The following is a 15836-nucleotide window of genomic DNA, read 5'->3' on the forward strand; positions in this document are numbered from 1 at the left end:
TATAGTGAGTCTATTGTAAAGGTTTTGTAAAAACATTTTTATAGGGGGCTTGAGCATTTGAAAGGGAAAAACGTATTGTCGATGGCAATGATTGCCGCTTTAACACTAGGTTCACTAGCAACGGGGACAAGCAGTACAGTTCATGCGGATTCAACTTCAGTCAAGCAAGAAGTGAAGAAAGAAGCCGTACATAAGCAAGGGCCGTTTGATTTAGCGGTAGCGAATGAAGAGAAACTGATTGAAATGTTGAAAGAAAACGGAAAGATTCCAAAGGATGCTTCGGCTAAAGAAGTGGAGAAAGAGCTAAACCAATTTCTGAAAGAGAAGTCGGATGCCCTTAAAGATATGGAGTCTAAGGGAGAATTAAATGACGAAAAGCTTGAACTTGAGAAAGAGATCAAGGATAAGCTGAAAAATGATAACGATAAGAAAGCAAAGGATAATGGCCGTAAAGGCGGTAAGAAACTGGGCACAGTCGTTGAGGAAGACTATCACGGTGATGTTCGCTCAGATAACGTTCTAGTTCTTCTAGTTGAATTCCCTGATTTCCCACATAATAGTATCCAACCAGATGAATCAGATATGTACTATGAGGATTATGTGAAAGAGCATTATCAAAATATGATTTTTGGTGAGAACGGGTACGAGGGGCCAAACGGCGAGAACCTAGTATCTATGAAGCAATTCTATGAAGAGCAAACGGATGGAGCTTACACGGTGAATGGAACAGTTGCCGGTTGGTATATGGCTTCAAAGAATGCAGCGGCATATGGAGGCAAGAGTCCATCTGGTGGAAACGATGTGAATGCTCGCGGTCTAGTTAAAGAAGCGCTTACTGCAGCAGGTGCAGATCCAAGCGTGAACCTAGCAGACTATGACCAGGAAGATCGTTACGATCTTGATGGCGATGGTAACTTCCGAGAAGCAGATGGACTGATTGATCATTTGATGGTTGTTCATTCAGCTGTTGGTGAAGAAGCTGGTGGAGGTCAGCTTGGTGAAGATGCGATTTGGTCTCACCGTTGGAACCTTGGAGGTATTTTCCCGATTGCAGGATCTCCAGAGCCAGAAGTTGATTACTGGGGCGAAGGTTCCATGTATGCATATGACTATACAATCGAACCTGCAGACGGAGCAGCTGGCGTATTTGCACATGAATATGGTCATGATTTAGGGCTACCTGATGAATATGACACGCAATATTCTGGAGCTGGTGAAGCTGTCTCGTACTGGTCGATCATGGCAAGCGGTAGCTGGGCTGGTAAACTACCAGGAACAGAGCCAACTGGATTTAGTGCATGGTCGAAAGAATTCCTTCAAGCTGCACATGGTGGAAACTGGTTGAAATATGATGAAGTCGATTTAGAAGAGATTGATAACAAAGGTTTGGAAGTGTACCTTGATCAAGCTAACACGAAAGGGACCAATCTTGATGCCCTTCGAATCAATCTTCCTGATAAAGAAACTCAAATCAACGCGCCTTATAGTGGAGAATTCGAATATTTCAGTGGAAGTGCGGATGGTTTGAATAACTCTGCAGTCTTACCTGTTGATCTTACAAATGTTTCAAACGGAGAACTGTCGTTTAAAACATGGTATGACATTGAAACGGACTGGGATTATGGTTCTGTACAAGTGAGTGAAGATGGTAAGGAATGGACTACTATTCCAGGTAATATTACAACAGAAACGGATCCAAACGAAGCTAATCCTGGACACGGTATTACTGGAAGCTCAGAAGGTTGGGTTGATGGTACATTCAATCTAAATGATTATGCTGGTAAAGAAGTGTTTGTTAAATTTAACTACCTAACAGATGGTGCCGTATCAAACCCTGGCTTCTATATTGATGATGTTCTTGTAACGGGTGATGGCAACGAATTGTTCTTTGATGATGCAGAAGGTACGCCTAAAGTTGACCTTCAAGGATTTACGAAAGACAATGGTGTGAAGGTTTCTGAACATTACTATTTGCTAGAGTGGAGAAATCATCAGGGTGTAGATAAAGGACTAGATCACATCCGCCGCGGGGCTAGCCTTATGTCATTTGAACCAGGTCTTGTTGTTTGGTATGCAGATAACAAATACTCTGAAAACTGGACAGGCGCTCATCCAGGTGAAGGTTTCCTTGGCGTAGTCGATGCTGACCAGCACGAATTGTTCTGGAGTGACGGCACACCTGCTCAAACACGTTACCAGATCCACGATGCTGCATTCAGCCTTCGTAAAGATAATAAAATGTTTATTGACTACTCTGGTATCAATGGCCTAACAATGACAGATAAGAAGAATCAATTTGTGAAACAATTTGACGATAGCAAGAGCTATCTAAATGAAGCGATTCCGGATGCAGGACGTAATGTAACGGAATATGGCTTGAAATTCAAGGTAACAGGCGAAGCAACTGATCGCTCTGTTGGCCGCGTTTCAATCACAAGAAAATAAATGAGTAAGGAGCGCTTAGTGATTAGCGCTCCTTGTTTTTTGTGTGTGGATAGAAGGTGGGGTCAGAGAGGGGTCTGACCCCATTTCCCTTTTTCTGCTAATTAAAGTAGAAACTTGAGCCATCGTGATAGGAAGAGAGGATTTTTTTCGATAAGCCAAGTATTTTCCTTCCCATTCATTCGCGTATTTTTCTTTGAAATTTCTTAACCCTTGAAAATGATAGAAGACGTGACCGTGAAGGAAAATTTGTGAAGCGATTTTCTCGCTTAAGAATGAGAATTTCGATAGGCCGACGTTAGAAAGGGGGGCCATCCCTAAATTGAATTTCTGATAGCCTTCTTCTTTCGCCCATGTGAATAACGAGAGGAAAACGTAATCCATCGTTCCGGATGGTGCAGGACGCTTAAATCTCATTAAATCAACAGAAATCGTTTTGTTATGATCGTATACTGGCATAAGGTTTGTAAAGGCGACGACTTCATTGTCTTTATCTCTAACAAGCGCGATGTCTGATTGGTTAAGGTAATGGTCATCAAAGAAACCTAAAGAATACCCTTTTTCTTTTCTGCCTCGCAGCCACCCGTCTGATACCTCTTTCAACTTCATCATCAACTCGTTACTGAAAGGTGGTTTCGCTATTTCGAAACGATAGTTCTCTCTTTCGAATTTATTTTTAACTGCTCTTGATCCTTTCATTTTCTTACCGGTTAGCGTGAAGAGCTGTAGATCAACATACGCCTCCTCACCAAGCTTGAAGAAGTCAAAGCCGCTTTCATGAAGATAAGAAAGCATTTCTTTGCTCACCTGGTAGAAGACTAGTGAATAGCCATAAAGATCCGATTGGTTCTGAAACTCTTCTATTGCATTCCGAAAATCGGATTTCTCCCCAATTGGATCCCCAAGAATAACTAGCTTATCTGCTGATTTTTGATAGAAGAATAGAACACTATTCTTTGAATTCCAATACATGTATTTATCATGAAGAAAACATAAATGGGTTAAGGTTGTGCCATTGTAGTTTCTAAGATGGTCATAAATTCGGTTTTCCTGCCCTCTTGTTGTTAGCATGATCCAATTCCGTGGTTTAATGACGCAATACCCAATGATAAAAAAGAGTAACGCCATTAATAAACCAATCCACGCACTATCAATTAGATTGTGAGGAGAAGTCATGATGAAAGGAGCGAGTTTTGTAGGAACTGCTTCCCTAAACGGTAATGTGACATATCCGATTCCGATGTAAATCAACGTAATAAGGACAAGGGAGGTACCGTCGAAAAGAATTCTGCTCCACGTTAACACGTAGCTCTCACGATAAAAGCGGGATTTAGACAGTCGAAGGAGCAAGGCAACAATTATTATGAAAATGGCTTCTTCATAGTCGAATCCTTTGGAAAATGTGAAGATAGCAGCAGAAAATAATACAGCGAGAGTTACGAAATAGGCCCATTTCACTTTGTATTGAATCCCTCTTGATAACCCAATCAGCACAAATCCAGCGGCAACTGAAAGCTGATGGGAGACAGTAACGAGAAATGGCAGCGAGAAGAGCTCTTCAATGATCGTTAACCGATCAATGATCCCAGGCAGTGCTGCAGACAAAAGAAGAATGAGTCCTGATAGAAAAACCAGAGTGGTGATAAGGATATGACTGATGCGCTGGATAATGTTGAGTGGCAATTGATTCCACGATTCATTCCACTTATCCCAGTACTCTTTAATGAATAGAATGACGGCAAGTAAGAAGGGGAGGAGAAAGTAGCCAAGTCGATACAAGATTAAGAGGAAGAGGACTTTCTCATCCTGTATGCCTAACAATTGGGTTCCCCATATAAAGACAAGATCAAAAGAACCAAGACCACCCGGAATCATGCTCATGATTCCAGCACAAGAAGCAACAATGAAGATTGGGAACAGCTGGCCAATAGATAGGTTTAAATCGATCGTGCTTGCTAATAACCATACTGCTAGGAACGCAGAGGTCCACTCAACTAGAGAAACACCGATGAGTTGAAATCTAATGTTCAAGCCAAAAGGTCGATTTGTTGTTTTATCCTTGCGAATAAGGAACGTGGTCAGAAGGAAAGGAAGATACATGCCGATCGCAATGACTGCAAGGTAGAGCCACTTTGTATTTGTTAGAAGGGGACTTTGTCTATAGCCTGCAAGGACAAGCCAGGATAGAAGTGAGATCCCGGTCAGATAGAACAATGAGACGCTAGCAATTGTCTTGAGTAATTTAACTCTGTCGCTTTCGTAAGCTTGAAAGAAATAAGTTCGTAGCATACCACCGATTAAACCACCGAAACCAAGGAGATTTGAGAATGAATTCGCGATGACGGACTGTTTAATTAGTTTCATTACCGGAGTGGTTCTCTTCATGATTCTTAAGATTAAGGCATCGTAGAAAATCATTGGACTGACAGCTCCCATTGTTAGAAGGAGGACGAACAGAAGCATAACGACATTAAACTGCCGAACTTCATGACGAAGTAAGTGCACATCGATATTGCTTGTAAACTGACTGATTTCAAAAGCAGCAAGCGCAAAAAGAAAAAGCGGAAATAACACTTTCAACACTTGAAATGCTCGTTGTTGGTTCATTTTTATGGTTATCCTCTCTGGTGGGGGTCAGACAGGGGTCTGACCCCCTTCTTTAGACCTATAGTTTATCAACGCAATTAAATTATGATAGGCGAACAAATTAAAGAAGTGTTCAAAATGATAAGGGTTGATGTTATAGCATCTATTCGGAGTGATCCATTACTATTCCTTTATTTTGATCATATAGATGGTTGTGGATGGAAGGGATTAAGAAGGCGGAATATTAAAAGTGAAAAGAGAAGGGGGTCAAGTACGTACCTGGCTCCCATAAGTTATTGAAGGTGAATACGTCGTTCGCGTGGAATTAATTTATTGAGCAATCGTTTAGATTTAGAAGGAGGTTACAGAGTATGTATGAATACTTCTGTCCTGATTGTCATATCTCTGAATTCTCGTTTGAAGTTGAGCCATTAAAGCAGTGCCCAGAATGCCACCTTATGATGGAGCATATCGAAACGGAAGGAATAGAGAGTAAAAACAAATTATTGTGAGAGAACATATTTCTGTCGAGGAAAGGAAAGGGATTGGAAAAATCCAATCGCTAAATTACCCCCAGCATAACAAAACACCCGCTAACGCTAGCGGGTGTTTGCTATTCATGTGTATTTTTCTCGCAAGCTTCTGCCACTCGCTCAAAATATCGTTCTACTAGAGCATCAAGTGTTACAACGGCTTCCTGATCAAGCGATTGATCTTCTTTAATTGAAAGAAGCACACTTTCAATTAAAAATTTCCTTGGCTTTTTGGAGTGTAGTAATTCATCTTGAACAAAGTCTAACAGTTGGATTGATTTAGTGTGGTTCTCTTTAGGTGCAAGGTTTTCTTTTAATGTTAGGATCGTTTGGTAAAGCGTATCTTGAAAATCTTGTTCTGATCGCATTGCATCAGGTAACCAGCTGTTCATTTGTTCAGGCATATTTAATTGATCGCCTGACTCAGTAGCACCGTTAACGACGTTCACTATACGGTCGACAGTATAACGTACAACAGGATAAATATCAGCACTTGCTCCATTTGCAATCGAATAATACTTCACATTATGATGGAGCATTCCTAGGAACATAATCGAACTATCGAGTAAATAGGGACGTTTCTCCTCTCCGAATAATTCTATAAATCGATTGAATACCCATCGTAGCATCCTCATCTGACCGACTTTCAGAAAATGTTTCAACTCTTCATCAGTTGATACAAAAACTTCTTCAAATAGTGTAATCAATTTATTCTTTTTATTCGTGTTCATTTGAAATTCAATTTGTTTGACGAAAATCTCTAGGTCAGACGGGTCTTGTCCAATAAGTAGTTCATTTCTGCTAGTCTCCATTGTTTCATAAAGCGCCTTGAAAAGAGCAATTAACAACTCATTTTTGGAAGAAAAGTAATTGTAGAATGTCCCTTTCGATATCCCGCTATATTCTAATATATCCTGGATGGAAGTTGCTTGAAACCCTCGTTCTATAAATAGTTGATGAGCCATTTTTATAACATGTTGTTTTCGATCGTTCATTGCATCACCTTTGGTTTAATAATAATTAATTTCAGATTGTACTACCTGTATAAAAATGATCATACATTACTTTTACTTCTAAGACAAATGCCTTTAAATAGGGAATAAATATTGATTGCAATTAATGTACTGATGGTATATGATGTGAAGAGTTGAAACGATAGTATAATTTATTGAACTTAAGGTATATGGAGGAATAACGATGAGTAAAACAATGACTGAAACGCCTCGTCCAAAGTACGGTATTCTTGCTGTCCTGATTATTGGTGCTTTCATTGCATTTCTAAATAATACATTACTAAACATTGCGTTACCTTCAATTATGGCAGATTTAGAAATCGAGACGGCCACGGTCCAATGGTTAACAACCGGATTTATGCTAGTGAATGGCATACTGATTCCAACGACAGCCTTTTTAATTGAAAAGTATACAGTTCGACGCCTGTTTCTAACGGCTATGGGCTTATTTACATTAGGTACAGTTGTAGCAGGAGTGGCAGATGTGTTTCCTGTTCTCTTAAGCGGACGTATGTTACAGGCTTCGGGGTCAGCGATTATGATGCCACTCCTCATGAACGTCATGCTAGTTAGCTTTCCGATTGAGAAAAGGGGAGCAGCAATGGGGGTTTTTGGTTTAATTCTTATGGCTGCACCAGCGATCGGACCTACGTTATCTGGATGGATTATTGAGCATTACGATTGGCGGATGTTGTTCCATTTCGTAACGCCAATTGCGGTTATTATTTTCTTACTTGGCTTCTTCCTATTAAAAGACAAAAAGGGGAAAGTAAACATTCGACTTGATTTCACTTCGTTACTTCTATCAAGTGCAGGTTTCGGAGGAATTCTATACGGCTTTAGTTCAGCAGGAAATAAGGGCTGGGATAGCCCACATGTCTATTTAACAATTGGAATTGGCGTTGTTTCTCTCGTAACGTTTATCGTTCGTCAATCTAAATTAGATCGACCAATGCTTAATTTTAAGGTGTTTCAATACCCAATGTTTGCTTTATCGTCTTCTATTTCGATGGTGCTCAATATGGCGATGTTCACTGCGATGCTGCTTCTTCCGATCTACGTGCAAACGATTAGAGGAATCTCGCCGTTTGATGCAGGTCTCATGATGTTACCAGGAGCACTTGTGATGGCATTTATGTCGCCAATTACTGGACGCCTGTTTGATAAGTTTGGTGGACGAATCCTTGCCATTACAGGCTTATCCATTACAGTCGTAACAACCTATCTCTTCAGTACGTTATCGATGGATACGACCTACAATTCGATTATGGTACTTCATGCTGTAAGGATGTTTGGTATTTCCATGGTCATGATGCCAGTATCGACGAACGGCTTGAATCAGTTACCTGCACGTTTCTATCCGCACGGTACCGCAATGAATAATACGTTAAACCAAGTTGCTGGTGCGATTGGAACTGCTCTTCTTGTAACGATTATGTCAAATCGGACGGAATCTGTAGCAACGGACTTAATGGCATCAAGTGCAGGTACCCAAACGGACCCTGCATCGCTTGCTACATTGCAACAGCAGGTTGCCATGCAAGCGATGCTCGAAGGAATAAACTATGCCTTCTTTATTGCAACGTTTATTGCAGGGCTTGCCCTTTTCCTATCGTTCTTTATTAAACGGGCAGGTTTCGAAGAGAAGACGGATGATCAAGACGTATTAAAAGAACAAAAACCAGGTGAATTAGTCGCCAATTAAGTTAAGTAAGCAGCTGTTCATTAACAGCTGCTTTTTCTATTTAGATATGAATGTGGCGATGGTAAAAAAGTTTTGGTGGTATTATTTTAGATGCAAATCATTTACAAATGTTAGGAAATATAGAAGCGTTTCAAACGCTTAAAACGAGCAAAAAGTCACTTCATTTCCCAATACCCAAATGGAAGATAAGCTGTATAATGTAAAGAGTGAGTTGGTCATATTACATAATTTAACAATATTACCAATTCTAAATACCGCTGTATTGTTCGGTACCAACACTATGGTGGTTATAAAAATGAGGGAGTTGAATGAAGATGTCTTTAAGAAAATTTGTAGCAGGAGCAGCAATGGCTGGCGTTATGGTTGCCTCATCTGCAAGTGTAACGGAAGCTGCAGGAAAAGATAAAGCGACTAGTGGATCAGTGGATTTAACGAATTCAGAAGTAACCCCTTTTACAACAGCTAATGTTGGTGGTGGCACATGGTCTTACGGAACGGACTACGTCTTTCCGCTAAGCAAGAAAGTCTATTCCAACTACTATCATGGATCTAAAGTTCATTCTTCAACAAGTCAAATTGGTACGCTCGTTAATAAAAGCGGGAAAATTAAGGCTGGCTCAACTTCCTATTCCGATGCAAAAGGCGGAAGTGGCGATTCAACACACGCATACTGGAATACTTATTAATAGAGTAGCATAGCAGGAGGCCGTCCCAGAGGGGAGAACCTAATGGGGCAGCCTCTTTTGTCTTGATTTTATTCATGAGAAACCGACATAGCTTTTTCGGATAGCACAATTGGAATGGAGTTGTTGAAAGTGAAGAAGGTGTTAGTTCTGTTCCTTCTCATGACATATTTCTTGTCGATGGTGATTTCATATAAAGTGACAGACAACGAGCAACTTGAAAACGTACAAAATGTTGAAAACGAAATAGCGCAGCGGTTTGTTATACCAGGTAACACGGCGATTGCTAATCCTGAGGAAGTATATCCTGTGTTGGAAAGTGTGGCTAATAAGCTCCAAGTCAATCTTTTTAGACCTATGTTTACATATCAAGATGAAGGCGTTGATATTTCAAAATATCTCCTACTAACATCGCGTACTACTTTTTATGATTCTTTCACGTTAACGAACGGGGAAGCACTTAGTAAAAAGGAAACCCAGTCGGGCGTGCACTATTTATCTACCCGTAATTCCGAAGACCCAAATCAAATTGGGACGATTAAAGATTTTGGAGGTAATGATGAGATAACAATCAAACCTCTTGCTGAATCTTATAACTCTTTACCTGTTGATGGCTATTATTATGTAGAGGCGGCTGATCAGGTATCTTATGACGAATTCTATCTTCTTTTATCAGAAGAATTAAATAAGCAATTTCAAAGTTCTTTTACACCTGAAGAGTTTAAAGATGCATCTACACCAGAAGCATTCTCTAAGTCATCCTTGGATTACTTGAATTACATAACCTACATTGTCTTCTTATTTATCTTGCTTTTCTTACTTTATTACATTTTTAGTAATGCAAAGCAAATAGGCGTGATGAAGTTACATGGAATATCAAATTTACGCATTTGGTTTACTAGTATAGGAAAGATTCTTGTGATTACTTTTGTAATATCAATTCTTATCTCGCTTGTTACTTCGTTGCTTATAGAAGGGATGAACAAAATGTTCATTTCTAATCTACTAGTGCAGCAAGCTAAGACCTTTGGTGTGTTTATCTTACTGTCTCTCATTGGTTTCTTCTATATTGCAACAATTAAAGTCAACCAAATAATCAAGAATCGTAAAGATACAAAGGGTATTTTTGTGTTCAATTATGTATTGAAAATCGCTTGTACGATAGGCGTATTGCTGATGATCAGCTCGATCATAGAGCAATATGCTACTGTGAGTGAAAAACAACACATGTTAGATAATTGGGAGATTAGTAAAGAATACGGGTTATTCTATCCTTTCGAGGTCGGATTTGATACAGATGAAGTAACTGAAGGTTTACCGCGAACGACGCTCGCTATGAATAAGGAGCTGTACCCGATTCTAAATGAAATGGGCTCTGTTCTCATCAATGCTCGTAGTTATGAGGAACAAGCCTTAACATTAGATAGTAACTTCACAGGGATTCGCTCAATTACAATAAATCCTAATTATCTAAACGAATTTAGAGTTAACGATACAGCGAATAAACCGGTAACCATTGAAGAGAGTGAAACGAATTGGATACTCCTTGTCCCTAATCAATATCGAGACAAAGAGAACGAAATCGTGAAGTACTTTACAGATCAGCGAAAGCAAGATCGTGAATATGGAAAGAAATATCTTGGTGAAACAGCTCCTCCCGTCATTCAAAACCAGGCAGTTCAGATTGTCTGGTTAGCGAGTAATCAGGAAATTTTCAGCTTTAACCCTGAGGTATTTAAAAACGAGAAAAATGTGATTGTAGATCCTATTATTCAAGTAATAACAGAAGGGAATAGCCTTGCGAGTGATCGGGATTCAATACTCGGAAACGGTGGGACAGATCCATTAAAGATCAAGTTGCTTCAAGGTGATCCTGCTGCAACGTATGAAACGTTAGCACCTGAACTCAGTAGGCTCAACTTAGATGATAATCTTAAGCATCTAGTGAATGTAAATCAGCTTGTACTCGAGGAAATATACGACCTGAAGCAAGAAATAAAGATGCTGATGTCTATTGGATTACTATTATTCTTTGGGTTATTATTTCTGATCATCCAAAGCTTACTTGTTCACTTCAATCAAAATGAACAAAAATACACGATTTATCGTTTGTTTGGAATTGGTTTCATTAGGACATATCAATCTTACTTGCTTATTTTGCTTCTGACTTGGGTTTTGCAATATAGTGTGATGTTAGTAATTAAGAAGGACGTCCAGTTTGATTTTGTCGTTGTTATGACTATTCTTATGTTCATCGAGTTCTGCGCATCTATTGTGACGGTGCTCATTCTTGAGAGTAGAAATAAAGTGCGCGTCTTAAAAGGGGGCTGATTAGCATATGGAAATCGTTTGCGAGCTTTCGAATGTGACTAAGAGCTACAAGAATCATGTCGTGATTAGAGATTTAAGTATGACTGTCGAAAGAGATGAAATGCTTGCGATTACAGGGAAAAGCGGTACAGGGAAAACAACCTTACTCAATATGATTGGCATGCTTGAGAAACAAGACGAAGGTAGAATTACTGTTCTTGGAAAGGACTATCCACTGAGCGGATCACAAAGGAACTTCGTACTCCGTGAGAAAATTTCCTATTTGTTTCAAAATTACGCACTCATTGAGAATGCGACGATCAATGATAATTTAGACATTCCGCTTCTTTATTCAAAGAAATCAAAATCGGAGAAGCAGAAGGTAAAAAAAGAAGTGCTGGAGAGAGTGGGCTTAGATCTTTCACTTAAACAAAATATCCATGAGTTATCAGGAGGGGAACAGCAACGTGTCGCGATAGCGAGGCTGCTTCTTAAACCAGGAGAGTTGCTTCTAGCAGATGAACCAACTGGCTCACTCGATGCTAAGAATCGTGATGAAATTATGAGTCTACTAAAAGAGATTAATAACGAAGGACAAACCGTTATTATTGTGACACATGATCCTGCGGTCACACAGTATTGTGATCGCATAGTTGATTTATCTCATAGTGAGGTGAATACTAACAGTGATTAGCAAATTAGTGAAGGTCCTACTTGTATTTGTATTTGTAGCTTGCTTATCTCCAACATCAATTGGAGCTATGGAAAGTCCGAAAAAGCAGGTAATTGTTCTATTTAAGGATGCAATTGATCAAAGCTTAGTTGAAAAAGTAAACGGTGAGATTCTAACAGAATATGAATTTGTTCCTGCTTTAGTTGCGTCTCTATCAGAACAAGGGATCGATAAACTACAAAGCAATCCGAACATACTAGCAGTTGAGCGTGATGTTCATGTCACGAATCACAGCAAACAGGTAGTAGATTGGGGTGTAACGAGTACGAATGCACCACTTGCCTGGCAGTCTGGATTAACAGGATCTGGCATAGACGTTGCGGTCATTGATTCAGGGATTTCTAATCATAAGGATCTTGTGATTTCTGGTGGGGTGTCCTATGTATCAGGGTCAGACTACACAGATGATCCTTATGGTCATGGCACGCATATTGCTGGAATTATTGCCGCAAGAAATAACGAGCATGGAGTTGTTGGCATAGCGCCAGAAGCTAGTCTCTACGCAGTGAAAGTATTAGATGATGAGGGTATTGGTAGTCTTTCAAACGTTCTATTAGGGATCGATTGGGCTATTCGTCATGACATGGATATTGTTAATTTAAGCTTAGGAGTCAATCTTCCAACACAAGCGTTGGAGGAAATCCTTGATGAAGCGTATAAACAAGGTATCCTGCTCGTAGCTGCCGCAGGAAACAGTGGGACTGCGGATACGAGTGAGGACACAGTCCAATATCCAGCGCGGTACGAATCGGTTATTGCGGTGTCTTCAACGAATGAGATTGGCGAGAGAGATGGATTTTCTTCAACTGGAGAATCAATTGAAGTATCTGCACCTGGCGTGAATATCACGAGTACATTTTCTAAGAATAAGTATCAAACAAGGACAGGGACGTCAATGGCAGCAGGTTACGTTACAGGAGATTTAGCATTGTTGAAACAGCTGTATCCCCACTTAACAAATGTCGAGCTTCGAAAAGTGTTGCACAAACATGTGCTTGATTTGGGGGTACCTGGTAAAGATTCATTATTTGGTTATGGGTTCATTCAAGCGCCAAGTAACTAGTCAGAAAAGCATCTCTTTTGGTTTGTGAAGACCCTAAACCAAATAGAGGTGTTTTTTCATTTTTTTCCATATAACAGCGGTGTATGTGATATTCTAATAGAAGAGAATTTTCAGAAATTATAAGGTATATAGGAGGGCTTTTTTACATGGATACAACACTACATAACAGCAATGCATGGGATCAGAAGGTAGAAGAAGGCGCGAGATACACGCAATCGGTAAGTAAGGAAACAATAGAGGAGAGCAAAAAGGGGAACTGGTCTATTTCAGTAACGACTGAAAAGCCAGTGCCTAGAGAATGGTTTCCAGCAAATTTGAAAGGCGTGAAGGTGCTTTGTCTCGCATCTGGAGGTGGTCAGCAGGGACCAGTTCTCGCAGCGGCAGGCGCTGATGTTACGGTAACGGACATTTCAATGAAACAGTTAGAGCAAGATGAATTAGTTGCAAAACGTGATGGGTTAAAGCTTAAAACGGTGCAGGCTGATATGACAGATCTTAAAGATTTTGATGACGAATCTTTTGATCTTGTTGTTAATCCGGTATCCAATGTATTCGTACAAGATGTTGCGTCAGTTTGGAAAGAAGCGTCAAGAGTTTTGAAGAACAATGGTGTACTCATATCTGGTTCTACGAATCCGCTTCTTTTTATTTTCGATGACATTGAGGAACAAAAAGGCGTTCTAAGTGTGAAACATGCTGTGCCTTCATCAACATTAGATTACTTGACAGATGAAGAAACAGAAGCGCATCTCAAAGCTAATCAAACGATTGAATATGCTCATACGTTGGAGGAGCTTATTCAAGGACAAATGAATGCCGGTTTCTTGATCTCAGGCTTCTATGAAGATGATTTCGGTGGATCAAGAATTCTTGATCAGTATATCAAAACCTTTATTGCAACAAGAGCGGTTAAGATGAGTCCGAAGGCATAACGAGAATCGAAAGCGCGAAGAGATGTTACTCTCCCTACGCGCTTTTTCTAATGGGGAATCCATAATTTCTTAAGGTCAATATGGCCAAATGACTGAAATTCAACGTCTTTAATGAGTGGATGAAACGTTCTTGTCTTGAGAGGGTGGTGTTGGAAGATTAATAAATTCTCACATCGTATTTTTTCTTCAATTCTATCCATGAGAGTCTCTCTATCTTTTGCCGTGGAGCTTGCCTTCACAAGCTCCAGCTGGTGATCTATCCAATTGATTGCTTGTTCAGGAAACATGCGCCGGAACAGTAGTGTCTCGTTATAGAACGCACCCAAAAAGGAAAGGTGAGAATCAAGGGAAGATACTTCTCCCATGAAAATCAGGTCCGCCTCATGATCCATTTTACGTTCAACAAACTCGTCTAACGAAAAGGATGTGGACTTCATCCTAATGCCATACATCTTAGCTCTTTCCACAAACCAGTCTGCTTCTTGTTTTGCTTTAGTGAAATCAAGGTGATAGAGTTGTAACGTTTCTCCTTGATAAGATGATTGCTGGAGTAAAGGTTTAATGTTTTGAGCATTCTTCGGTTGGTGAGAAGATCTTGAATAGTGAAAGCTACTCGCTTCAATCCAATTCTCCCAATTTAGTTCTCTTGCCATCCTTTCCATATCAAGAAGTTGGTAAATAGCCGCTCGAAAGATATGATCACATACAACATTCTTCTTTTTATCATTAAAGATTAAATACCGAAATCCTGATTCAATTTCTTGCTTCTGTAGTGGCTTTGTAAGTCCGTCATCATCCGATTCAACTGTATAATTGACGAGATCTGCTATTTCTTGTGAGACAACATAGAAATGAATTTCATCTAAAAGCGGTCGGTCTCTAAAGTAGCGATCAAAAGCAGCAAGGACAAGTTTATTATTCTTTCTCTCTTTTAGATAAAAAGGGCCAGTTCCAATCCAGTCTTCCTCATGAAATGGAATGTCTGCAGGCAGAATGCAAAGGTTTGGAGATGCCATATACCTTAAGAAGAAGGGGTTGGGATGATTGAGCGTAAACGCGATTTTGTAACGATTCACGCACTCAACATGGTCAATCCCACTTGTTAACCATGAGAAAGAGGCAGGTCCTTTCTTTACACGATTAATCGTTGCTTCCACATCTTTACTGGTCAGTTCTTTGCCGTGATGAAATTGAACGCCTTTTCTTAAGTAAAAGATCCACTTATGTCCTTTTTCCCTCGTCTCATAATGATGAGCGAGGTGAGGGGTGACGGTGTCTGTTGTAGGGTCATACTTCATTAGCGAATCACCGAGCTGTTCGATAACATGTGCTTCGAATGCAATGGCTACTTTAAGCGGATTGAGAGTTGTCACAGGTCTTGAAATAAAGGAACGAAGTACGTCGCTAGAAGAGGCATCTTCCTGGTAACCGAAAAGCCTGCGAATGTCCTGAGAAGATTTCGCAATCCATGACTGTGGGATCGGCAATCTTAAAATGTGTGCAGCTAAATCCAATTGCTCATTTTCAAGACACTCTTTCACATAGGATTCAACTTCAGTTTGGAAAGAAGTAGGGAAAGTAATCATTGAAAGATTTCCCCTACCTTTGCCAGGTATGTAGGTTAGCCACTGCTTTTCTACAAGGCTGTTTAAAATTCGTTTCGCATTTTTCACAGATGTATACCAGAGTTCTGCAACCTCTGATAATTTAAACGAGATCTTACAGGCTGTTTCTCGTTCATACATATACGCTCTTAGCGTAAAATAACGTTCGCTTTGAATAGAAACACCTCCTAAAAGGGGACAAGATTTCTTAGATTGTACCCTTTTTAACCCC

Annotated in this window: 11 protein-coding genes; 8 read left to right on the plus strand and 3 right to left on the minus strand. The window is 39.9% G+C overall.

Going from position 1 to position 15836, the window contains the following annotated elements:
- Nucleotides 1-57: 57 nt before the first annotated feature.
- Entirely contained in the window at nt 58-2445 is a 2388-nt protein-coding gene (locus JI666_RS17405; RefSeq protein ID WP_286170928.1) for an immune inhibitor A domain-containing protein, read from the plus strand.
- A 15-nt stretch (nt 2446-2460) separates the two neighbouring features.
- Here the strand turns inward: JI666_RS17405 and mprF are convergent, their stop codons facing one another.
- The gene (mprF, locus tag JI666_RS17410; protein WP_206894216.1) at nt 2461-5049 is read right to left on the minus strand and encodes a bifunctional lysylphosphatidylglycerol flippase/synthetase MprF; all 2589 of its coding nucleotides are present in this window, start codon (nt 5047-5049) and stop codon (nt 2461-2463) included.
- Nucleotides 5050-5399: 350 nt separating this feature from the next.
- On the opposite strand from mprF, the gene JI666_RS17415 reads away from it, so the two are divergent.
- Nucleotides 5400-5540 (plus strand): FmdB family zinc ribbon protein, encoded by a 141-nt coding sequence (locus JI666_RS17415; protein WP_206894219.1) that lies wholly within the window; start codon nt 5400-5402, stop codon nt 5538-5540.
- Nucleotides 5541-5641: 101 nt separating this feature from the next.
- Here JI666_RS17415 and JI666_RS17420 read toward each other — a convergent pair whose 3' ends face one another.
- The gene (locus JI666_RS17420; protein ID WP_206894220.1) at nt 5642-6556 is read right to left on the minus strand and encodes a TetR/AcrR family transcriptional regulator; all 915 of its coding nucleotides are present in this window, start codon (nt 6554-6556) and stop codon (nt 5642-5644) included.
- 202 nt (nt 6557-6758) lie between these two features.
- Here JI666_RS17420 and JI666_RS17425 point away from each other — a divergent pair, with 202 nt between their 5' ends.
- The 6 genes from JI666_RS17425 to JI666_RS17450 all read left to right on the plus strand — a co-directional run bounded on the left by JI666_RS17425 (nt 6759) and on the right by JI666_RS17450 (nt 14000).
- Nucleotides 6759-8279 (plus strand): DHA2 family efflux MFS transporter permease subunit, encoded by a 1521-nt coding sequence (locus JI666_RS17425; protein ID WP_206894222.1) that lies wholly within the window; start codon nt 6759-6761, stop codon nt 8277-8279.
- Between the two features lie 314 nt (nt 8280-8593).
- On the plus strand, nt 8594-8965 hold the full coding sequence (locus JI666_RS17430; RefSeq protein WP_286170929.1) for a lactococcin 972 family bacteriocin: 372 nt from the start codon (nt 8594-8596) through the stop codon (nt 8963-8965).
- Between the two features lie 129 nt (nt 8966-9094).
- Nucleotides 9095-11293 (plus strand): DUF1430 domain-containing protein, encoded by a 2199-nt coding sequence (locus tag JI666_RS17435; protein WP_206894223.1) that lies wholly within the window; start codon nt 9095-9097, stop codon nt 11291-11293.
- Between the two features lie 7 nt (nt 11294-11300).
- On the plus strand, nt 11301-11966 hold the full coding sequence (locus tag JI666_RS17440) for a putative bacteriocin export ABC transporter (protein ID WP_206894224.1): 666 nt from the start codon (nt 11301-11303) through the stop codon (nt 11964-11966).
- A complete protein-coding gene (locus JI666_RS17445) occupies nt 11959-13068 on the plus strand; it encodes a S8 family peptidase (RefSeq protein ID WP_206894225.1) in 1110 nt (369 codons plus the stop codon). The genes JI666_RS17440 and JI666_RS17445 overlap by 8 nt, the downstream gene beginning before the upstream one ends.
- 146 nt (nt 13069-13214) lie before the next feature.
- On the plus strand, nt 13215-14000 hold the full coding sequence (locus JI666_RS17450; protein ID WP_206894226.1) for a class I SAM-dependent methyltransferase: 786 nt from the start codon (nt 13215-13217) through the stop codon (nt 13998-14000).
- A gap of 47 nt (nt 14001-14047) precedes the next feature.
- On the opposite strand, the gene JI666_RS17455 is transcribed toward JI666_RS17450, so the two are convergent.
- Entirely contained in the window at nt 14048-15745 is a 1698-nt protein-coding gene (locus JI666_RS17455) for an ABC transporter substrate-binding protein (RefSeq protein ID WP_206894231.1), read from the minus strand.
- Nucleotides 15746-15836: the final 91 nt, after the last annotated feature.

The sequence above is a fragment of the Bacillus sp. NTK071 genome (genome assembly GCF_017303315.1).
In the GTDB taxonomy this organism is placed as follows: domain Bacteria; phylum Bacillota; class Bacilli; order Bacillales; family Guptibacillaceae; genus Guptibacillus.

Bases quoted from the DNA above. Each gene is read 5' to 3' on its own strand.
- mprF (WP_206894216.1), bottom strand. From the start codon at position 5,049: ATGAACCAACAACGAGCATTTCAAGTGTTGAAAGTGTTATTTCCGCTT.
- JI666_RS17415 (WP_206894219.1), top strand. From the start codon at position 5,400: ATGTATGAATACTTCTGTCCTGATTGTCATATCTCTGAATTCTCGTTT.
- JI666_RS17420 (WP_206894220.1), bottom strand. From the start codon at position 6,556: ATGAACGATCGAAAACAACATGTTATAAAAATGGCTCATCAACTATTT.
- JI666_RS17425 (WP_206894222.1), top strand. From the start codon at position 6,759: ATGAGTAAAACAATGACTGAAACGCCTCGTCCAAAGTACGGTATTCTT.
- JI666_RS17430 (WP_286170929.1), top strand. From the start codon at position 8,594: ATGTCTTTAAGAAAATTTGTAGCAGGAGCAGCAATGGCTGGCGTTATG.
- JI666_RS17440 (WP_206894224.1), top strand. From the start codon at position 11,301: ATGGAAATCGTTTGCGAGCTTTCGAATGTGACTAAGAGCTACAAGAAT.
- JI666_RS17450 (WP_206894226.1), top strand. From the start codon at position 13,215: ATGGATACAACACTACATAACAGCAATGCATGGGATCAGAAGGTAGAA.
- JI666_RS17455 (WP_206894231.1), bottom strand. From the start codon at position 15,745: ATGTATGAACGAGAAACAGCCTGTAAGATCTCGTTTAAATTATCAGAG.